We start from the raw sequence: 18260 nt of genomic DNA, 5'->3' as shown, positions 1-18260 counted from the left end.
CACGATGAGCGATGGGCAGAACGCGAGCACCGAACCGCGAGGGGTCGCCGCTCTCGTCGAAAGGCTGAATGCCGCCCTGCGCACGATCGCGACGCCATCGCTGACGCAGCTTGTTCTGCGCTGCGCCCTCGCCGTCCCGTTCTGGCGGTCCGGCGTCAACAAATGGGACGGTTTTCTACAGTTGAACGATGTCGCCGTGCTGCTTTTCAGCTCGGAACTCAAATTGCATCTGCCGGGCGGCCCTTACGATTTTCCGGCACCTGGGCTGGTGGCGTTCGCCTCAGGGTCAGCGGAGATCGTGTTGCCAGTTCTCCTTGTTTTCGGCCTGGTGACGCGACTGGCGGCATTCGGGCTGCTGCTGATGACGCTGATCATCGAGCTCACCGTGCCGGACGGCTGGCCGCTGCACATTACCTGGGCGGCGATGGCGCTTGGCATCGTGGCTTGGGGACCCGGCCGGATTTCGCTCGATCATTTGATCGGCACCGACAAAGGCTGACGCCCTCGCGGAAAGCCTGGTCAGTCTCGCTTCCAGCGGCTCGCCGCCTTGTCGTCGGCCTCCTTGGCGTCGACCCAGCCGCCCTCGGAACCGTCGCTATGGTGTTCCTTTTTCCAGAACGGCGCCCGTGATTTCAAATAGTCCATCAGGAAATTCGCGGCCTCGAACGCCGCCTGCCGGTGGGCGGAAGCGGCCACCACCAGCACGATGTTTTCGCCGGGAGCGATCTTGCCGTGGCGATGGATCGCGGTGAGCCCCTGCAGTGGCCAGCGCTCGATTGCCTCGCCGGCGATGCGGGATATCTCGGCTTCGGCCATGCCGGGATAATGTTCGAGCTCGAGTGCGGAGAGCCTGCCTTGCTCGTCGCGGCAAAGGCCGGAGAAAGTCACCACGGCGCCGATGTCGTTGCGACCCCTGGTCAGCCTGGCGATCTCGGCGGCGACGTCGAAATCCTCCGCCTGGATGCGCACGACAGGCACCACCGCCGACATGGTTCAGCCACCGGTCATCGGCGGGAACAGCGCGATCTCGCGCGCGCCGGCGATCTTCTCGCGGTGCTCGACATGTTCCTGGTTGATGGCGACGCGGATCACGTCAGGATATTGCAGCGCGTTCTCGTATTCCTCGCCGCGTGATTTCAGCCAGCGCAACAGGTCGGCGACCGTTTCGATGCCGGCCGGCAGTTCGACCTCTTCCTCCGGTCTGCCGATCCGCTCGCGCACCCAGGCGAAATAGATGAGCTTCGTCGACATTTTATTCATCCATGATGTGCTTGAGGCCGGCGCGGAAATAGTCGTAGCCGGTGTAGAGCGTGACCAAGGCGGCGATCCACAGCAGCACCAGCCCGGTCTGGGTGGTCAGCGGGAAGATCTTGTCGCCGGCAGGTCCCGCCAGCAGGAAGGCGATGGCGATCATCTGGATGGTGGTCTTCCACTTTGCCAGTTGCGTCACCGGCACCGAGACCTTCAGGGCCGCCAGATATTCGCGCAGGCCCGAGACCAGGATCTCGCGGCACAGGATGATGATCGCCGCCCACAGCGACCAGCCGGCGATGCCGGCATGGCGGTCGGTGTCGGCGGCGAGCAGCAGCAGGCAAGTGGCGACCAGCAGCTTGTCGGCGATCGGGTCGAGCATCTTGCCGATGTTGGAGGTCTGCTGCCAGGCGCGCGCCAGATAGCCGTCGAAGTAATCGGTGATCGAGGCGAGCAGGAAAATGATGAGCGCCGACCAGCGAGCGAAGTCGCTCGATTTCAAATGCCCCTCCAGGAAAAAGCACAGCACGACCAGCGGCACCGCCAGGATGCGGGCGTAAGTGAGCATGTTGGGCAGGTTGAACGCGCGCTGGGACATGTTTTGGGAACTCTTTCTGCCTGCTTAGTCAAATCAGAAGCGAATGTGGGGGGTCAACAGGCCAGAATCGATTAGCCGGCCGAAATATCGGCAATAGGTCTTAGCTCTCGTGAAAATGATTGTAGACCAATTTCGCCACCTGCTCCGAAATGCCGTCGACCTTGACCAGGTCCTCGACGGCGGCGCGGCTGACCGCCTTGGCCGTACCGAAATGCATCAGCAGCGCGCGCTTGCGGCCGGGGCCGATGCCGCTGATCTCGTCGAGCGGGCTCTTGACCATCTCCTTTTTTCGGCGGGCGCGGTGCGAACCGATGGCGAAGCGATGGACCTCGTCGCGCAGCCGCTGGACGAAATAGAGCACCGGATCGCGTACGGGCAGCGAGAATGAGTCCCTGCCCTTGGCGAAGAAGCGTTCGCGGCCGGCGTCACGGTCCTGACCCTTGGCGATGCCGATGGCCACGACGCGGTCCTCGATGCCGAGATCGGCGAGAATCTTCCGCACCGCCGTCATCTGCCCTTGGCCGCCGTCGATGAGGATGACGTCGGGCCAGGCCGGGAAGCCGCCGGCGTCCTCGATATCGTCGCCCGGTCCGGTAGGGCTCGCCTCGTCCGCGCCCTCGGTTTGCGGGGCATCGCCATGTTCCTTCAACAGCCGCGAGAAGCGCCGCTGCATCACCTCGCGCATCATGCCGAAATCGTCGCCCGGCGTGATCTCGGTCGAGCGGATGTTGAACTTTCGATACTGGTTCTTCACAAAACCTTCCGGCCCGGCGACGACCATGGCGCCGACGGCGTTGGTGCCCATGATGTGCGAGTTGTCATAGACCTCGATGCGCACCGGCGGCTTTTCCAGGCCGAAGGTCTCGGCAAAGCCATTGAGCAGCCGCGCCTGGGTCGAGGTCTCGGCGAGCCGCCGGCCGAGCGCTTCGCGCGCGTTCTGCAGCGCGTTGTCGGTCAGGTCCTTCTTCTCGCCGCGCTGCGGCACGGAGATCGACACCTTGCGGCCGGCGCGGGTGGAGAGGGCCTCCGCCAGCAATTCCTGGTCCTCGATGCCATACGACAACAGGATGGTGCGTGGCGTCGGCTTGTCGTCGTAGAACTGCGCCAGGAACGAACCCAGCACCTCGCCAGCTTCGAGCGCCGGATCGGCCTTGGGAAAATAGGCGCGGTTGCCCCAGTTCTGGCCGGTGCGGAAGAAGAACACCTGGATGCAGACCTGGCCGCCCTCCTGATGGATGGCGAAGACATCGGCCTCGTCGACGGTCTGCGGATTGATGCCTTGATGGCTCTGCACATGCGACAGCGCCGCCAGCCGGTCGCGATAGATGGCGGCCCGTTCGAAATCGAGGTTCTCCGAAGCCTGCTGCATGGCGGCGGAGATCTCCGTCTTCACCTTCTGGCTGCGGCCGGAGAGAAAATCCTTCGCCTCGGCGACGAGCCTGGCATAGTCGACATGCGAGATTTCGCCGGTGCACGGGCCGGCACAGCGCTTGATCTGGAACAGAAGGCAAGGCCGGGTGCGGTTCTCGTAGAAGGAGTTGGTGCAGCTCCTGAGCAGGAAGGCGCGCTGCAGCGAGTTGATGGTGCGGCCGACGGCGCCGGCTGAAGCAAAGGGGCCGAAGTAGTCGCCCTTGCGCGAGCGCGCGCCGCGATGCTTGTAGATGCCGGGCGAGACATGGTCGCCGGTCAACAGGATATAGGGGAACGACTTGTCGTCGCGCATCAGCACGTTGAAGCGTGGCCGCAAGCGCTTGATGAGGTTGGCTTCAAGCAGCAGCGCTTCGATCTCGGTGCGGGTGACAACGAACTCCATCGTCGACGTCTCGCGCACCATGCGGCCGATGCGGCTGGTGTGGAACCGGCCTTGCGCGTAGTTGGTGACCCGCTTCTTCAGGCTGCGTGCCTTGCCGACATAGAGCACGTCGCCGGCGGCATTCATCATGCGGTAGACGCCGGGCGCATTGGGCAGCCGCTTGACCAGCGTCTGAATCACCTCGGCGCCGACCATGCCGTCGGCGTCGCCGGCATGCGGGGTCCAGTCGATGGCGGTGAAGGTGACGTCCGGACCGCTGGCTGCAGGCTCGACGACCTCCTCGGCCGCCTCGTCCTCGAGGTCGATTTCGGGCGGCAGGTCGTCGGCGCCGCCGCGCGTTTTGTGTTTCTGGTCCATCGGGCTCATTCGGTCATGCCTGTCACATCGGGCGTCTGCCATGCAAGATGCTGGCCGCCGTCAAGCGCGATCATCTGGCCGGTAACCGAGCGTGCCGCCCAGAGATAGCGGATAGTGGCACCGAATTCCGGCAATTCCGGGCCGCGCTTCAGGATCAGGCCGGCAATCTGGGCATCGAAATCGCTGTCGTGCTGGCGCGTGTTCTTCAAGGTCGGGCCAGGACCAATGGCGTTGACGCGGATGCGGGGACCCAGCGCCTGCGCCATCATCTCGGTCGCTGCCCACAAGGTCGACTTCGACAGCGCATAGGAGAAATAACGCGGCGTCGGCCGCCAGACGCGCTGATCGATCATGTTGACGATCAGCCCCTCACTGTTCTGCGGCAAGGCCCGGGCGAAAGTCTGCGCCAACAGCGCCGGCGCCTTGACATGCACGGCGAAATGGCGATCCCAGGCCGGCCAGTCGAAATCCTCAACGCTGTCGTGCTCGAACAGCGAGGCGTTGTTGACCAGCAGCGAGACCGGCCCGAGCGCCGCCGCCGCGCGGCCGACAAGGTTGCCGACGGCGTCCATGTCGGTCAGGTCGGCAGCAATCACAGCGGCCCGGCCATGTCGACCAAAATGACCACTGTTGATTTCGGCCGCCAGTGCCTCCGCCTCGGCCAGCGAGCGATTGCAGTGGATGGCGACGGCAAAACCATGCGCGGCAAGGTCCTCGACGATCGCCCTGCCGATCCGCTTCGCGCCGCCCGTCACCAGTGCCGTCGCGGCGACCTTGCTCATCTGTCAATCCTCAATCCGATGCCGATTCATACCTGCCGGGATCGTGCCGGCGAAATATGGCCCGCCAAGCGTTAAATCCCATTTCCACCTGGGGCAGGATTGTGGCAAAGTGGCCGGTGGGCGTTCTGGCTCGACCGGAATTCGGGCCAGCCCGTCCGCAATATAGGGCGCTGGAGCCCTTACACCAAGCCGTGTGCAGTGCAGCACGGCGAACCTGCTGACATTCGCTGTTGCGAAGATGCAACGTCAAGGTTCTGCCTCATTCGTGCCAGGGAATGACCCAAGTTCAGGTTCGCTTCAGCCGCATTTCGACACGACATTTGGAACCGTTGAACGCCGGATCCGTTTCACCCCCCGGACGGGTTGAGGGCGCTCATTAAAAAACAAGCCTGTGTCCTGTGGCTTAAGGAGTAAAGAACAATGCAAGCCAATCTTAAATTTGCGCGACCGCTCGCGGTGGCGTTTGGGCTGTTCGCCCTCGGCGGAACTGCCTATGCCGCGGACGTGGTTCAGGAAGAGCCGCCGGCACCTGCCCCGATTGCAGAACTTCCGGTCGCATCCTGGGCCGGTCCCTATGCCGGTGTGAGCGTCGGCTACGGCTTCGCCGGCCATGCCAAAGCCAAAGACATTGGTGTCGACGTCGACACGAAGGGTTTTGTCGGCGGCGTCTTCGGCGGCTATAACTGGCAGCAGGAGAACTTCGTCTACGGTGCTGAAGCCGATATCGGCTACAACGGCGTCAAGGGCGACGATGCCGGCATCGAGGCCAAGGGTGGCTTCGAGGGCTCGTTGCGTGCCCGCCTCGGCTACGCTGTCACCCCGGATATCCTGCTCTACGGCACCGCCGGTGGCGCGCTGAAGAACCAGAAGATTGAAGCGGCCGGCGTCAGCGACACCAACACCCAGTTTGGCTGGACAGCCGGCGTGGGTACCGACATCAAGATCACCGACAATGTGTTCGGCCGTGTCGAGTATCGTTACACGGACTTCGGCAGGAAGGACTTCGACGGTATCGGCAAGGTCAAGTCGACCGACAATCGCGTCACTTTCGGCGTCGGTATGAAGTTCTAAGTCGTCCAAGCCACGACACGAAAAAGCCGGGCCTCGCGCCCGGCTTTTTTTGTGGGCACCGGCTGAGACCCCCGCCCTCAAGCCGGGATGCCGGGCTTCAGCTCCGGGAATTTCTCGTCGAAGCGTGCCGCCCAGCGCGTCAGCCGGCCGCGGCCCTTTTCCCATTTTCCGGCGAAGCGCAGCGAGAGATAACCGAGGCAGGCGCGCAGCGCGATCTGACCGACGGTGATTTTCTTCGGCAGCTTCGGCGGGTTGGCGTTGAGCAGATCGAGCGCGGCCGAAATCTTCGTCCACTGGCGGTCAAGCCACGGCTGGTAGACCATCTCTTCCGGCCGCGTGCGCCGCTCATAGACCATCGACAGCGCGCAGTCGCAGATACCGTCGGCCAATGCCTCCAGCACCTCCGCCTCAAGGCGCTTGTCGGGATTGCGCGGAATCAATGCGTTCTTCGACATCCGGTTGAGATGCTGGGTGATGGCGCGGCTGTCGTGGACCGAGCGTCCGTCATCGAGCACCAGCACCGGGATCTTGCCGAGCGGATTGGCGCCGATCAGTTCGGCCGGCCTTTCCTCGGTCTTTATCGGCACGAGATCGACCGCAATGCCGGCATGAAGTGCTGCCATGCGCACCTTGGAACTGTAGGGAGAAGTAGACGCGTAGAGCAGTCTGGGCATTGTCGATTCCTGTTTGCCGGCTACAGCTCCATATGCCCTGTTGGACGCGCAAAAGGACGCGGTAGCATTGTGACTTCGCCATGACCCGTACCGAAAATCGATTCCGACAGGGGCTCGTGCGTGGGCACTGTTGACTGATCATGCAGTGTTCATCAACGGCCAGAGGCGGAAAACCGCGCCGCCAGCGTGCAACCATAGTCTCGACTTCGGATGTGATGAGCCGGAGGTGCGGCGGCAGACGCGAGCAGGTCGGACGATCCAAATCCGATCAGCTACCAACTCGGCCATTGCACCGAAGGTTGGTCTTTGGCAGCCACGAAAATCCCACCGGACTTCGCCGCATGGCGAAGTCCTGGGAGCTGCGAAAAGACGTCTTCCTCCCGCCTCTTTCTCGTCCTGCCCGATCGTCAACCAGCAAGCGAGGCGCCTGTTCGGCATCCCGCCCTGGCCGTCTTGAGTACTGTCCCCGGCGGTAGCAGGGCGGCGGCTACTTCTTGGCCTTCGCCTTTGCGGGCGCTGCCTTTGGCTTGGCCGCGGGCGCTGCCTTCTTCACTGCTGCAGAAGATTTCGCAGCGGCGGCCTTTGCCGGTGCTGCCTTCTTCGCAGCGGGCTTCGCCGCGGCCTTTGCAGCCGGCTTCTTGGCCGGTGCCGCCTTCTTAGCCGGTGCAGCCTTGGCCGGTGCTGCTTTTGCCTTGGCAGGTGCTGCTTTCTTCACGGCCGGTTTTGCCGCGGCCTTGGCGACCGGCTTTTTGGCTGGCGCTGCTTTTGCCTTAGGCGCAGCGGCTTTCGCTTTGGCAGCGGGTGCTGCTTTCTTCACAGCAGTTGCGGTCTTTGCCGCGGCTGCTTTTGCTGGTGCTTTCTTTGCCGGTGACTTTGCCGGTGCCTTGGATGCCGGCGCTTTGGATGACTGCTTAGCCATATCATGCCCCTTCCGTTGTGCCGACGGCCGTTATTGACCCGGCGCGCATTGCATATCTGACTCGCGGCTTGCTAGCCAGCGAAGCATTAGAATGATTTTTGCAGCTTAAGTTTCCGTTACGGCGAGCGCGCGACCATTTTACCGGCGCAAAAATCGGCTGCGAATCTTTGTGTCCCGCAGCGAAGTTCTGCGACAGAAATTCTGGTCGCTCTATCTCGACCGGTCTTCTCGTCAAGCTCAGGACCTTTTCGACCAGCTTAGCGCTTCAACGTCCGACGCTCGGCGCGAACATTGTCAAGAGCGAAGGCGGTCGCCCGCCTCGTCTTGTCCGAAACGATAAACTACAGGTAAGTAGGAAGCAACGCGACGAGCACGCCGCTGCACTATCTTGCACGACACGATGAAAGTAAGCAGATAGCTCGCATTTCTGAAAGACAGGATATCGCTCGATAGATCCGGTCGAGCCGACCTCGAATGCGCTCGGCTGTTCAGGCGCCGAGCGGCTCGCGCTGCATCTGCAGCCGGCGCGAAGGCTCGGCCCTGTGGAGGTGGACGGCGAAGGTATCCCATGGCGGCATGACGGAAATCTGCGCCAGGATGCGCCCCGCTTCACCGCGATGATAGCCGCCGTGCAGTACGACGTGGGTCAGCATTTCCTGTCGCGACATCAATGCCTTATCCCCGTCGGTGAACACGAATGCGACGGGCTCCGACAACTGCCGCGACGAAACGGTTTCGAGATAATCGAAATACCAGCGATCGGTCGCCGCGACCGCGGCGCGAAGTTCGTCGAACGCCGGCGTGTCCTCGGTGGTGTCGGCGGAGTAGCCATGGCTTGCGGCAATCAGGTGCGCCGAGAATATCCGCGACACCACATGGCTGTGATCGACGAGCCGTATCACGGCCTGCCGTTCCTTACCGTGAACGTGCGGGTCGAGACTCGCGAGCTTTTCCAACAGTTCGTCATTGGCCCAGGCCTGATAGGCAAACAGGCTGCGAAGCAGAGCGAGCGCACTCATGGTCCTGTCCTTTTTCGGAAATGCGAGTATGTTGTCTATATTTTCAGGGGAATGAGCGGGCGTGTCTACTCGCATTGCAAAACCGCATCCGCGCATGCGCAAGCAGCCGCGCCAGGCGCGTTCCAGGGCAACCGTCGAGGCGATCATCGAGGCGGCGGCTCATGTTCTGAGCGGGCTGGGCTGGGCCGGCTTCACCACCAACAAGGTGGCCGAGGCGGCAGGTGTGAGCATCGGCACGCTCTACCAGTATTTTCCCGACAAGCTTTCCCTGCTCGAAGCCGTCCGGCGCCGTCACTTCGATCATGTGCTGTCGGTCATTCGCGATTCGGCGGAAGACCAAAAGCCGCTCAGGAAATTCGCGCAGGAGCTGGTGCGCGGCATGATCGCGGCGCACAGCATTCACCCGACACTACACCAGGTGCTGCTCGACGAGGCGCCGGGCGATCGCGGCTCCAGGGCCGCCCATGCTTCGTTCCAGGCACAATACCTCAATCACTATGCGACTGCTGTCGCCACTTATCGCAAGCCAAGGAAAGGCGCCGACATGGAGACCGTGGCGCGCGTGCTGTCGTCGGCGATCGAAGGTGTGATTCATAACGCGGCACGCCGGAACATGCTCGCCGCGCCGGAGCTGCAAAAGCAACTCGTTGAACTGATCAGCGCCTACCTATCGGGAGCGGGCCGCATCGGTCGATAGCGCAGGCCACGACTGTGCACGTGCCGTTATAGGCGACACCAAGCCGATGGCGCGCCTTTTCACGACCATGTCGTGTTGCCGACATCTCAATTGCAACGCCGCGGCATTGGCAAACGACCTACGGCGGAAGTCGGGGATTTCTGTATGTCGGATTCAAAACCGGCTCATGAGATGCGGCAAGGACGATGCCAACAATGCTGCACCTGATGCGGCCAAGAGCGTAAGGACGATCTTTCGAAAAGTCGCCTCGCTAATGCCGATGTAGAGACTCGCGCCAAGGAGTGTCGGTATCAACATCGCCGGCGCGACGATGGCAAACATCGGCAGCATTTCGAGCTTGATCTTTCCGGCCGCAAGATACGCGGCCATCGTCATGGAGAGGGTCACAAGATTGAAATTCTGGATGACAATGCGCTGCCTGTCCTTTTCCCATTGGCGCAGCACGCACCACAGCGTTGGAACCGGGCCGGTGAAGCCGCCAAGTCCACCCATGATGCCGCCGACCAGACCTATTGCACCGTCTGCAACAGGACCCCCGACCGTGATGGGAGGGAGGCGACGCGCAAAGAGCATCAAGGGACACCAAACGACCAGCAGCGCGCCGAAGACCAGCTTGAACAACTGCACATCCAGCAAGGGCAGGATGGCCACACCGACCGGAATCCCTATGGTCCCGCCGATCAGGAAGGGCAGCAGAAGCTTGAGGTCGAAACCCCGGCGGACGGTGACGGCAGCGATGATCTGACCGGTGAGCGCCCCAAAGACCGCCATGGCGGCAGCAAGCTGGGGCTCCACGGTCCAAACCCAAAACGACATGGCAACCAGGCTGAAAGCGAACCCGGACAGCCCCTGGACGAAGCCAGCAACGACCGCCCCGAGAGCAACAACGTAGACAAGCGAATCCATGTAGTGCTGCTTCCCTGCAAACTCGTGACAGCAGATCGCGCTTCCCGCGAATGCTGCGCCGCGTGGAAGCGGTGACGGTCGATCAGGTGACCGGTGCTAAAAAGTCGGAATCAGCGAGTGCGCGATCAGCGCAGGACGCGGCAGCGGCCGTTATACACCATCCAGCGGTCGAAGCCCGAGACGCAGAATTCGACATTGTCGCCGATCGAGGCAAAGCCCTGGCCTTCTTCGATCAGGTACCAGATGGTGCGGGCGCGGCCGTCGGAGAGGCTAACGGTGGCGCCGCAATAACGGCGGCCGATCGGCCAGGTGTCGTCGGCCGGCAGATAGCGATGCTGGTGGATACGCTGGAAGTCGACGATCTGCACGTCGGGCAGATGCGGCACGTGATGCACCTGATAGGAGAAGCGGTCGGTGATCTTGTTCAGGACCCAGGCGTCGCCGCAGACGCCGCTATCCTCGTCGGTATAGATTGCAAGGTCGGCCGCCTGGACTGCCTGGGTGACGCCAAGAGGTGCGGCCAGCGGCGTGCAAAAGGCGAGCAGTGCGGCAAGGGCGGATTGGGCGAAGCGAGTCATGGCAGCCTCTCAAGGTCGACTGCGCGCACTGTGCGGATTCGCTGACGCGCGGTCAAGCGGTTGTAGTGACGATGGTTGTAGTGACGCGGTTGCGCTGACGGAACGGCAAGGACTGCATCTCAAACTACTCTCCCGCGAGCCAATCCAGCGTCCAATGCGACGGCTGCTCGAGTGCAAGCAGCCGGTGCAGCGCCGGCAGCAGTGTCCGTAACTCGCCTTCCAGCGTGAAGGGCGGATTGACCACCACCATGCCGCTGCCGTAGAGGCTCGGCTCGACGGAGGCCGGTCTGATCTCAAAACCGATGTCGAGCAGCTTCGGAATGCCCGTCTGCTTCAGCGCCTTTCGAAAGGCGGCGACCACCTTGCGGTCCTTGAGCGGATACCACAGCGCGTAAATCCCTCCTGGCCAGCGCCGATGGGCTCTTTGCAGCCCGTCGACCAAGCGACCGAACTCGCCCTCTTCCTCGAAAGGCGGATCGATGAGCACGAGGCCGCGCTTCTCCTTTGGCGGCAGATGCGCGCCGAGCGCCAGCCAGCCGTCGAGTTCGATCACCCGGGTCTGGAAGTCACCGTCGAACAGCGCCTTTAGCCTGGCAACATCCTTAGGGTGCAGTTCGACCGCCGACAGCCGGTCCTGCTTGCGCAGCAGGTGCCGGGCGATCAGCGGCGAACCCGGGTATTTTTTCACGCCGCCGTCCGGATTGAGCGAACGGACGGCTTCAAGATACGGCGCCAGCAGTGTTGCCGCCGGGGCATCCAGGGCCGCATCGACCAGCCGGCCGATGCCGCCTTGCCATTCGCCGGTCTTTTGCGCTTCGGTCGAGGACAGATCGTAACGGCCGATCCCGGCATGGGTGTCGATGACGCGAAACGCCTTGTCCTTCTGCTTCAGATATTCGATCAGCCGGCTGAGCACGACATGCTTGACGACGTCGGCGAAGTTTCCGGCATGGTAGGCGTGGCGATAGTTCAATTGGAGCCCCTGCCCCAGCGCGGCGGTGGCGGCTGCGAGTTCGGATTTTCCGGCCGGCGGCCGCCGAAACGAAATGCCAGCACCAGCCCGACCAGGCCGGCCGCCATCAGGGAAAAACCGACCGGGCGCGCCCGGCGGTCGACCTCGCCGGCAGCCGAGCGCAGCATGATGTCGACGGCCCGCATCGGAATGCCCTCGGCGTCGCCCGGACCGACGGTGAAGATGTAGGGCCCGGCGGCAACGCTCGGGATCAGGCCGGCGTCGTCGCGAAAGATCCTGTCCGGCAGCTGTGGACTGACCTGGCGCGGATTGTCGGAATGGTTGAACTGCAGCGTCGAGGCGAGCACCGTCCTGCCGCCGGTGGCGGCAGTGAGGGTTAACACGGTGCGCTGCTGCGACACGATGCGCTCGGCTCTTGCCGTAAGGTCGACCAGCACGCGCACCGGCCCGTCGCGTGCGCTCAGGGGCACCGTCACCGGCTTGAACCGGCCCTGGTCGTAAACCCGCCAGGTGCCGATCTCATGGCAGGAGAAGTTGGTCATCGCCCAGGGGTAGACGACGCCGATGCTGGTGCCGATGAGCAGGATCAGGGCGAACAGAGAGCGCATGAGGTCAAGACCCGGTGTTCGGCGCGCTGGTGCCGTCGCGGGCGCGCTCCATTTCGTCCAGGAGCATGTCAAGGCCGAGATCAAACGTCCGGTCGAATTCGGCGGTGCCGAAATAACGCCCGGCCGCAGCTACTTTTGGAAAATCCTGCGCCAGTTGCTCATCGCTGACGGTGGTCACGGCCGAAGGCCCCTTCGCATAGCCGGCAGTCTCGTCGAGGATGGCACCCATCAGATAATAGCCGGTGGTGCGGAACAGCCGCGCACCAAGTTCCGGTCCGAAGCCGCCGGCCTCGAACAGGCCGAGGATGCCGTTCAGCCACGCAAGGCAGGTCGGCGAGTTCATCCGGTAGGTGACGAAGAAGCTGGCGAAAGCCGGGTGCTCACGCGCGACGCGGCGGAAATCCTGCACGGCGATGGGCAACCTTTGTCGCCAAGGTAGGTCCGCGTCGGGCATTTCGAGGGAGCCGATCAGCCGATCCACCAAGGCTGCGAAGAGATGCGCCGCCGAAGGAAAGTGGTGATAGATGCTCATTGCCTCGCAGCCGAGTGCAGTCGCCAGCTTGCGCATCGAAAAACCGGCGAGGCCCTCGCTCTCGATCACCTTCAAAGCGGCATCCTCGATCATCTCGCGAGACAGCCGGCCGCGGGGTCGCTTTTTTTTGATCGATGTGTCCATGATGCCGCTTAACAACTTACGCTGTAAGGTTCATTTTCAACATTACCTTACATCGTAAGGCCAACAAAAACCAGAGGAGAACATCATGTCTGTCTGTCGTACTCGTTCATCAAAGCATTCTTCCGTCCGCCGTGCCTGCCTGCTCGCCGCCGCCTACGGGCTGACCCTGGCTGCAGCCCCTTCTTATGCCGATGAGTATGACGCAACCGTCAAGGACATCCAGTCGACCATGGGCGGGGTGCCCGGTTTCGTAAAGCAGTTCCCGAAAGCCGGTCTGCCCGGTGCATGGGCCGAGGTCAAGGCCATCCAGCTCAGCGACAAGACGGCGCTGCCGCCGAAGGTCAAGTCGCTGATCTCGCTGGCGGTGGCGGCGCAAATCCCGTGCAACAACTGTATCTGGTCGGACACGCAGGACGCCAAGCGCGCCGGCGCCACCGACGAGGAGATCCAGGAGGCGGTCGCCGTTTCAGCGCTGACCCGCCATTGAAGCACCATCTTCAACGGCATGCAGGTCGATTTCGATACGTTCAGGAGGGAGATGGGCGGGCAGTAATGCTTTCGTTATTAGAGCGGGATGCGTTCAAACTGAATTAGCCATCCCGCTCTAACGGTTTGTATGATCCGCCAGCACCTCATTGATAAGTCGCCACGATTTTTCCGCCTCGCGCTGGTTGCTGTCATGTCCCGAAGCGACGATCAGCGCCTTCCACAACGCCCAGCCCCTTGCGCGCGCCCAGCTGTGCTCGTCAAGGGCAATGCCGTCGCGGAACGCCTGACGGCTCTCGCCGTAAAATTCCGTCCACGCGATCACCAGGTCACAGGCAGGATCGCCGATAGCCGAACTGCCGAAATCGACGACCGCACAGAGCTTGCCATCTTCGACGAGCAGATTGCCCGAGGCGACGTCGCCATGGACCCAGACCGGCGGCGCTTGCCATCCAGAGGCAAGCGCAGTCGCCCACACCGCCTCGGCGGCGGCCTTGTCGATGCGGCCGCCGAGCGCCGAAAGCGCACCTCGGGTCTCGGCGTCGTAGACCGAAAGCCGGCCACCGCGGTGGAAATTATGCTGCCCTGCCAGTGGCCCACCGACGGCGTCGATCCGGTAGAGCGCGACCAGAAAGCCGGCCAGCGAACGGGCGAACTCAGTGAGATCGGCAATCAGTTCACCAGCCGCCGGTCTGCCGCCAAGCCAGCGATAGACGGACCAAGGCCATGGATAGCCTTCCCCGGGCGCGCCTTTGGCCAGCGGCACGGGTATCGGCAGAGGCAGGTGAGGCGCCAGGCGGGGCAGCCAGCGATGCTCCTTCTCGACCTGGGCAACATAGGCGGCAGCGCTCGGCAGCCGCACCGACATGCTGTCGCCCAGCCGGAACGTGCGGTTGTCCCAGCCGCCAGGCTCGACCGGCTCTACCGGCAGGTCCGCCCATTTGGGGAACTGCGCGACAATCAGCCGGCGAACAAGTGCGGCATCTATGGGCATGCCTGGTGTTCGTTCATCGTGCGGCATCGGGCTTGCTCAGATCTTCTGGATAGCCGGCGGTCCATCTTTTTGTTTTTCGCATTCTTGCGGCGCCAGTGATTTCACTTGGCTGCAAATGCTCTAAGCTTTGCGTTCCCAGCGCCGGTCGGGCGTTTGCTGCCAGTAGGTCACGGTGTGGCCGGCCTCCTTCATTGTCTTCCAGTACGTGCGTGCCGCCTCGACCTGAGCCGCATCGTGGCCGTCGAACAGGAACACGGCGCGCTGGTAGCCGCCAAGCTCCGGCGGCACCGCCCCATCGACCAGGAAGCGTATCTGCGCCTGGTTCGGATTGTCGGGGCCGACGGTCAGAAGCACCGGCTGCTCGGCGGGATGGGCTTCGCGGTCCGTTGCGTGGGCCAGGAACGAATCGTCCCGGAAAGTCCACAGATGCTGGTCCAGCGCGTCGCGCCGTTCCTCGGTGCCGGTCTGCACCACGGCGCGCCAGCCACGATCGATACTGCGCTCCAGGAGGCCGGGCAGCGCATCCTCCAGCGTCGATTCGGTCAGGTGATAAAACAGAATCTCGGCCATGCGTTCAGTCTACATTGTCGGAGTCCGCCCCAGCCGCTCATTGCTCGTAATGATCGCGTAGCAGCCGGTCGAGCAGCCTGACGCCGAAGCCGGAAGCCCATGACTGGTTGATCTCGTTGGAGGGCGCGCCCATCGCGGTGCCGGCAATGTCGAGATGCGCCCAGGGCGTGTCCTTGACGAAGCGCTGCAGGAACTGCGCGGCGATGATGGCGCCGCCATGGCGGCCGCCGATGTTCTTCATGTCAGCATTCTTGGAATCGATCAGCTTGTCGTATTCGGCGCCGAGCGGCATGCGCCACACCCGCTCCTGCGTCGCCTGTCCGGCCGCCGTCAGCCGGTCCGCCAACTCGTCATTGTTGGAGAACAGGCCGGCATAATGCTGGCCGAGCGCGACCATGATGGCCCCGGTCAGCGTCGCCAGATTGATCATGAATTTCGGCTGGAAGCGGTCGTTGCAGTACCACAGCGCATCGGCCAGCACGAGGCGGCCCTCGGCATCGGTGTTGAGCACTTCGATGGTCTGGCCAGACATCGAGGTGACGATGTCGCCCGGTCGCTGAGCGTGGCCGTCGACGGCATTTTCAACCAGCCCGACAATGCCGACGACATTGACCTTCGCCTTGCGCGCGGCCAGCGCGTGCATCAGCCCGGTGACGGCAGCAGCGCCGCCCATGTCGCCCTTCATGTCCTCCATGCCGGAGGCCGGCTTGATCGAATTGCCGCCGGTGTCGAAGGTGACGCCCTTGCCGACGAAAGCGACCGGGCTTTCCTTGGCCTTGCCGCCGTCCCACCGCATGACCGCGATGCGGGCGCCACGCGGCGAACCCTGCGCTACGCCCAGCAGCGAACCCATGCCGAGCTTCTTCATCTCCTTCTCGGCCAGGATCTCGACCGTGACGCCGAGCGCCTCCAGTTCGGCGATGCGAGCGGCGAATTCCACCGGTCCCAAAACATTGGCCGGTTCATTGACCAAATCGCGTGCCAGCAAGACGCCGTCGATCACCGCCGCTTCATCGGCGAAGGCCTTCTTTGCAGCTGCCGGATCGGCGGTGTGAATAGTCACCTTGATCGGCTTTTTTGGCTCGCGCTTGTCGTCACCATTGTTCTTTTTGGTCTTGTACTTGTCGAAGGAATAGCTGCGCAGCAGGATGCCCGCTGCAAGCTGAACGGCTTGCCTGCCGCTGACGGCCGCACCGGGAAGATCGAGCACGACGGCCACTTCGGTTGCCTTGCGAAAAGACGCGGCAATCGTGCCGCCGAGCTTCAGCCAACCGTAATCATCGAGATTGGAGCCCCTGCCGGCACCGACCGCCACCAGCCGCTCGAGCGATGTCCCTTCCGGTGCCAGCACTTCGACCAGGCTGGCGAATTTGCCGGTGAAGTCGGCGACCGGAAAAGCCCGCTCGAGGGTCTTTGCCGGATCGCAAGCCCTGGCGGCATCGCTGAGGCCGCCCTCGTCGGCCGCCAGAACGAAAACGCTGCCCTTTTTGGGCGCGGCGAATTTGGCGAAGGCGATCGAGGGTCTCGAATTCATGATGTCCTGCTTTCGGGAAGTGCGTTGGATTATCGCGGGAGGCGTTCGATTGGGCAGATCGGACCGAAGGTGCCGTGTTGTTGCGTCAGTGAGCGGCGGGTTGAAACAGCTCGATGACATTGCCCGATGGGTCTTCGAGCAGGGTCTGGGAACCGCCGACGCCCGTTATGATATCGTTGCGAAAGACAAGTCCAGCACTCTTGAGGCGCGCAACCTCTTCTTTCAGGTCCGGCACCACCAACAGGATGCGGTTCCAGCCTCCCGGAACCGGCTGCCGGCCATCCGGCATAGCCCGTGCACCCGAACTGCCGGGTCCGCTTAGAAGGAGCCGTAACGCGCCGCGCGTGACGGAAGCAAAAGCCGGTCGCGCGTCCTGTTCGACGGCGAAGCCAAAATGTCCACAGTAGAAGTCGATCGAGGCGGCGACATCATCGACCATGTAGCGAATGCTGACTGGCGTCATGATCATTGACCTTTCGGTTCGAGCACGTTTCGACAAGGCGTGTCTATTGCGGGCGGAACAGTCGGCACAGTCCTGCTCATCATCGCTGCTTGACAATCCGCGCCGCTATCGCCCTGGCCTGAATGCGGGCATTGGCGAAACAACCGCGAATGCTCGGCCGCATGCCGGCAAACCACAGGCCGGGCAATTTCGGATCGGCATCGCCGCCGTTGAAAAGCGGAACGCCCTTGCCGTCGAGAACGCCGAGCTTGCCGACCATCTGCTCCAGACCGGTGCGATAGCCGGTCGCTGCAATGACGATGTCGGGCGTGATCAACCTGCCGTCATTCAGTATGATGCCGTCTTGGGTAAATTCCCGCAATGGTGGCACCACCACGATCGTGCCTGCCTTGATGGCGCGAACCGCGCCGTCATCGGCTGCGATCGCGGTGTAGTCGGCGCTCAGACGGCTCGCACCGCCTATGGGAGCCGGCGGAAGCCCAAATTTCGTCAGGTCGCCGAAAACCAGGCGCTGGGTTGTCGTCATCACCGCATCGGCAATCCGCATCGGCAAACGCGCCATGACAGGCGAAAGCCTGTGGACGGCGATCTTGCCGATGCGTTTCGGCAGCAGCGACGGGCCGTTGCGGGCCGACAGCCAGATGCTTTGGGCGTCTGCATTCGCAAGATGATTGAGTGCGTCGAACCCCGAATTGCCGGCACCGACCACCAGCACCTTTTTGCCGGCATAGTCCTTCGCCTTGCCAAAATCGGCCGAATGGATAATTCGGCCGGCAAAATCGTTCATGCCTTTCCACGCGGGAATAAACGGCTGCCGGTCGCGCCCGGTGGCGACGACGACATGGCGCGCCAGACGACGTCCGGCGTTCGTCCGCACGGTCCAGTGATCGCCATCGAACGTGATCTCTTCAACGGCAGCGCCGAATGCGATCGGCAGACCATGCGCCTGGCTGAAATCGTTCAGATGGCGAATGACGGCCGATTTGTGCGGAAAAGCCGGGGTGCCTGCGGGATAGCCGACGCCGGGCAGCGTCGAGAGATCGCGATGTGTATTGAGGTGCAGCCGCTGGTGCCGCCGATGCCAGGGTTCGGCAAGCCGGCTCTCCTTTTCCAGGACGAGCGTCGGTACGCCGGCCTTCACCAAGGCGTGGGCGGCGGCAAGGCCGGCCGCGCCGGCGCCGACCACGATCGCGCCGTCAAAGACGGTTTCCCGACCGGTTTGACTGCGCAATTTTTCCGCTTCCATGCTGGGGCTCAACAGATCCTGACCCGTCTTATCACGCCGCGGCGG

Annotated in this window: 22 protein-coding genes; 5 read left to right on the top strand and 17 right to left on the bottom strand. The window is 62.9% G+C overall.

Going from position 1 to position 18260, the window contains the following annotated elements; genetic code table 11:
- The first annotated feature begins 4 nt into the window (after nucleotides 1-4).
- Nucleotides 5-499 (top strand): DoxX family protein, encoded by a 495-nt coding sequence (locus tag NKH70_RS06135; protein WP_352911433.1) that lies wholly within the window; start codon nucleotides 5-7, stop codon nucleotides 497-499.
- A gap of 20 nt (nucleotides 500-519) precedes the next feature.
- Here the strand turns inward: NKH70_RS06135 and NKH70_RS06130 are convergent, their stop codons facing one another.
- The 5 genes from NKH70_RS06130 to NKH70_RS06110 all read right to left on the bottom strand — a co-directional run bounded on the left by NKH70_RS06130 (nucleotide 520) and on the right by NKH70_RS06110 (nucleotide 4801).
- Complete coding sequence (locus NKH70_RS06130) at nucleotides 520-990, bottom strand: molybdenum cofactor biosynthesis protein MoaE (RefSeq protein ID WP_352667162.1); 471 nt, start codon at nucleotides 988-990, stop codon at nucleotides 520-522.
- Nucleotides 991-993: 3 nt separating this feature from the next.
- Nucleotides 994-1251 carry a molybdopterin converting factor subunit 1 gene (moaD, locus tag NKH70_RS06125; RefSeq protein WP_023677674.1) on the bottom strand — a complete coding sequence of 86 codons (258 nt, stop codon included), beginning with the start codon at nucleotides 1249-1251 and terminating at the stop codon, nucleotides 994-996.
- 1 nt (nucleotide 1252) lies between these two features.
- Nucleotides 1253-1849: a CDP-diacylglycerol--glycerol-3-phosphate 3-phosphatidyltransferase gene (pgsA, locus tag NKH70_RS06120; protein ID WP_023719790.1), complete on the bottom strand. Its 597-nt coding sequence runs from the start codon at nucleotides 1847-1849 to the stop codon at nucleotides 1253-1255.
- A 100-nt stretch (nucleotides 1850-1949) separates the two neighbouring features.
- A complete protein-coding gene (uvrC, locus tag NKH70_RS06115; RefSeq protein WP_352911436.1) occupies nucleotides 1950-4028 on the bottom strand; it encodes an excinuclease ABC subunit UvrC in 2079 nt (692 codons plus the stop codon).
- Nucleotides 4025-4801, bottom strand: a complete 777-nt coding sequence (locus NKH70_RS06110) for an SDR family oxidoreductase (protein WP_352717574.1) — start codon at nucleotides 4799-4801, stop codon at nucleotides 4025-4027. The genes uvrC and NKH70_RS06110 overlap by 4 nt, the downstream gene beginning before the upstream one ends.
- A 420-nt stretch (nucleotides 4802-5221) precedes the next feature.
- On the opposite strand from NKH70_RS06110, the gene NKH70_RS06105 reads away from it, so the two are divergent.
- Nucleotides 5222-5872, top strand: coding sequence for an outer membrane protein (locus NKH70_RS06105; protein WP_292662341.1), 651 nt, complete (start codon nucleotides 5222-5224; stop codon nucleotides 5870-5872).
- A gap of 77 nt (nucleotides 5873-5949) precedes the next feature.
- On the opposite strand, the gene NKH70_RS06100 is transcribed toward NKH70_RS06105, so the two are convergent.
- Entirely contained in the window at nucleotides 5950-6546 is a 597-nt protein-coding gene (locus tag NKH70_RS06100; RefSeq protein WP_352911438.1) for a glutathione S-transferase family protein, read from the bottom strand.
- A gap of 494 nt (nucleotides 6547-7040) precedes the next feature.
- On the opposite strand from NKH70_RS06100, the gene NKH70_RS06095 reads away from it, so the two are divergent.
- Complete coding sequence (locus NKH70_RS06095; RefSeq protein ID WP_292662348.1) at nucleotides 7041-7502, top strand: hypothetical protein; 462 nt, start codon at nucleotides 7041-7043, stop codon at nucleotides 7500-7502.
- Nucleotides 7503-7953: 451 nt separating this feature from the next.
- On the opposite strand, the gene NKH70_RS06090 is transcribed toward NKH70_RS06095, so the two are convergent.
- On the bottom strand, nucleotides 7954-8484 hold the full coding sequence (locus NKH70_RS06090; RefSeq protein WP_352911441.1) for a DinB family protein: 531 nt from the start codon (nucleotides 8482-8484) through the stop codon (nucleotides 7954-7956).
- Nucleotides 8485-8545: 61 nt separating this feature from the next.
- On the opposite strand from NKH70_RS06090, the gene NKH70_RS06085 reads away from it, so the two are divergent.
- A complete protein-coding gene (locus tag NKH70_RS06085) occupies nucleotides 8546-9181 on the top strand; it encodes a TetR/AcrR family transcriptional regulator (RefSeq protein ID WP_352911443.1) in 636 nt (211 codons plus the stop codon).
- 153 nt (nucleotides 9182-9334) lie between these two features.
- Here NKH70_RS06085 and NKH70_RS06080 read toward each other — a convergent pair whose 3' ends face one another.
- The 5 genes from NKH70_RS06080 to NKH70_RS06060 all read right to left on the bottom strand — a co-directional run bounded on the left by NKH70_RS06080 (nucleotide 9335) and on the right by NKH70_RS06060 (nucleotide 12922).
- Nucleotides 9335-10087, bottom strand: a complete 753-nt coding sequence (locus NKH70_RS06080) for a sulfite exporter TauE/SafE family protein (protein WP_352911445.1) — start codon at nucleotides 10085-10087, stop codon at nucleotides 9335-9337.
- 125 nt (nucleotides 10088-10212) lie between these two features.
- The gene (locus NKH70_RS06075; protein WP_352911446.1) at nucleotides 10213-10665 is read right to left on the bottom strand and encodes a hypothetical protein; all 453 of its coding nucleotides are present in this window, start codon (nucleotides 10663-10665) and stop codon (nucleotides 10213-10215) included.
- 124 nt (nucleotides 10666-10789) lie between these two features.
- Entirely contained in the window at nucleotides 10790-11638 is an 849-nt protein-coding gene (locus NKH70_RS06070; RefSeq protein WP_352911448.1) for a 23S rRNA (adenine(2030)-N(6))-methyltransferase RlmJ, read from the bottom strand.
- A complete protein-coding gene (locus NKH70_RS06065; RefSeq protein ID WP_353024961.1) occupies nucleotides 11635-12246 on the bottom strand; it encodes a hypothetical protein in 612 nt (203 codons plus the stop codon). Before NKH70_RS06065 ends, NKH70_RS06070 begins: the two co-directional genes overlap by 4 nt.
- A gap of 4 nt (nucleotides 12247-12250) precedes the next feature.
- Nucleotides 12251-12922: a TetR/AcrR family transcriptional regulator gene (locus NKH70_RS06060; RefSeq protein WP_352911451.1), complete on the bottom strand. Its 672-nt coding sequence runs from the start codon at nucleotides 12920-12922 to the stop codon at nucleotides 12251-12253.
- 85 nt (nucleotides 12923-13007) lie between these two features.
- Here NKH70_RS06060 and NKH70_RS06055 point away from each other — a divergent pair, with 85 nt between their 5' ends.
- On the top strand, nucleotides 13008-13409 hold the full coding sequence (locus NKH70_RS06055) for a carboxymuconolactone decarboxylase family protein (RefSeq protein WP_352911453.1): 402 nt from the start codon (nucleotides 13008-13010) through the stop codon (nucleotides 13407-13409).
- Nucleotides 13410-13526: 117 nt separating this feature from the next.
- Here the strand turns inward: NKH70_RS06055 and NKH70_RS06050 are convergent, their stop codons facing one another.
- The 5 genes from NKH70_RS06050 to NKH70_RS06030 all read right to left on the bottom strand — a co-directional run bounded on the left by NKH70_RS06050 (nucleotide 13527) and on the right by NKH70_RS06030 (nucleotide 18215).
- A complete protein-coding gene (locus tag NKH70_RS06050; protein WP_353024958.1) occupies nucleotides 13527-14402 on the bottom strand; it encodes an aminoglycoside phosphotransferase family protein in 876 nt (291 codons plus the stop codon).
- A 120-nt stretch (nucleotides 14403-14522) separates the two neighbouring features.
- Nucleotides 14523-14972 (bottom strand): DNA polymerase III subunit chi, encoded by a 450-nt coding sequence (locus NKH70_RS06045; protein WP_352911459.1) that lies wholly within the window; start codon nucleotides 14970-14972, stop codon nucleotides 14523-14525.
- A gap of 37 nt (nucleotides 14973-15009) precedes the next feature.
- Nucleotides 15010-16506: a leucyl aminopeptidase gene (locus NKH70_RS06040; protein WP_352911461.1), complete on the bottom strand. Its 1497-nt coding sequence runs from the start codon at nucleotides 16504-16506 to the stop codon at nucleotides 15010-15012.
- Between the two features lie 85 nt (nucleotides 16507-16591).
- On the bottom strand, nucleotides 16592-16975 hold the full coding sequence (locus tag NKH70_RS06035; RefSeq protein WP_292664497.1) for a VOC family protein: 384 nt from the start codon (nucleotides 16973-16975) through the stop codon (nucleotides 16592-16594).
- A gap of 73 nt (nucleotides 16976-17048) precedes the next feature.
- On the bottom strand, nucleotides 17049-18215 hold the full coding sequence (locus tag NKH70_RS06030) for a flavin-containing monooxygenase (RefSeq protein ID WP_352911464.1): 1167 nt from the start codon (nucleotides 18213-18215) through the stop codon (nucleotides 17049-17051).
- Nucleotides 18216-18260 lie beyond the last annotated feature (45 nt).

The organism is Mesorhizobium sp. M0991 (assembly GCF_040318915.1).
In the GTDB taxonomy this organism is placed as follows: domain Bacteria; phylum Pseudomonadota; class Alphaproteobacteria; order Rhizobiales; family Rhizobiaceae; genus Mesorhizobium.
This window is presented reverse-complemented; position numbering and strand designations above follow the sequence as displayed.

Bases quoted from the DNA above. Each gene is read 5' to 3' on its own strand.
- NKH70_RS06055 (WP_352911453.1), top strand. From the start codon at position 13,008: ATGTCTGTCTGTCGTACTCGTTCATCAAAGCATTCTTCCGTCCGCCGT.
- NKH70_RS06080 (WP_352911445.1), bottom strand. From the start codon at position 10,087: ATGGATTCGCTTGTCTACGTTGTTGCTCTCGGGGCGGTCGTTGCTGGC.
- NKH70_RS06035 (WP_292664497.1), bottom strand. From the start codon at position 16,975: ATGATCATGACGCCAGTCAGCATTCGCTACATGGTCGATGATGTCGCC.
- NKH70_RS06040 (WP_352911461.1), bottom strand. From the start codon at position 16,506: ATGAATTCGAGACCCTCGATCGCCTTCGCCAAATTCGCCGCGCCCAAA.
- NKH70_RS06130 (WP_352667162.1), bottom strand. From the start codon at position 990: ATGTCGGCGGTGGTGCCTGTCGTGCGCATCCAGGCGGAGGATTTCGAC.
- NKH70_RS06050 (WP_353024958.1), bottom strand. From the start codon at position 14,402: ATGCCCATAGATGCCGCACTTGTTCGCCGGCTGATTGTCGCGCAGTTC.
- NKH70_RS06045 (WP_352911459.1), bottom strand. From the start codon at position 14,972: ATGGCCGAGATTCTGTTTTATCACCTGACCGAATCGACGCTGGAGGAT.
- pgsA (WP_023719790.1), bottom strand. From the start codon at position 1,849: ATGTCCCAGCGCGCGTTCAACCTGCCCAACATGCTCACTTACGCCCGC.
- NKH70_RS06090 (WP_352911441.1), bottom strand. From the start codon at position 8,484: ATGAGTGCGCTCGCTCTGCTTCGCAGCCTGTTTGCCTATCAGGCCTGG.
- NKH70_RS06110 (WP_352717574.1), bottom strand. From the start codon at position 4,801: ATGAGCAAGGTCGCCGCGACGGCACTGGTGACGGGCGGCGCGAAGCGG.
- NKH70_RS06105 (WP_292662341.1), top strand. From the start codon at position 5,222: ATGCAAGCCAATCTTAAATTTGCGCGACCGCTCGCGGTGGCGTTTGGG.
- NKH70_RS06060 (WP_352911451.1), bottom strand. From the start codon at position 12,922: ATGGACACATCGATCAAAAAAAAGCGACCCCGCGGCCGGCTGTCTCGC.
- NKH70_RS06030 (WP_352911464.1), bottom strand. From the start codon at position 18,215: ATGGAAGCGGAAAAATTGCGCAGTCAAACCGGTCGGGAAACCGTCTTT.
- uvrC (WP_352911436.1), bottom strand. From the start codon at position 4,028: ATGAGCCCGATGGACCAGAAACACAAAACGCGCGGCGGCGCCGACGAC.
- NKH70_RS06075 (WP_352911446.1), bottom strand. From the start codon at position 10,665: ATGACTCGCTTCGCCCAATCCGCCCTTGCCGCACTGCTCGCCTTTTGC.
- NKH70_RS06135 (WP_352911433.1), top strand. From the start codon at position 5: ATGAGCGATGGGCAGAACGCGAGCACCGAACCGCGAGGGGTCGCCGCT.
- NKH70_RS06100 (WP_352911438.1), bottom strand. From the start codon at position 6,546: ATGCCCAGACTGCTCTACGCGTCTACTTCTCCCTACAGTTCCAAGGTG.
- NKH70_RS06065 (WP_353024961.1), bottom strand. From the start codon at position 12,246: ATGCGCTCTCTGTTCGCCCTGATCCTGCTCATCGGCACCAGCATCGGC.
- moaD (WP_023677674.1), bottom strand. From the start codon at position 1,251: ATGTCGACGAAGCTCATCTATTTCGCCTGGGTGCGCGAGCGGATCGGC.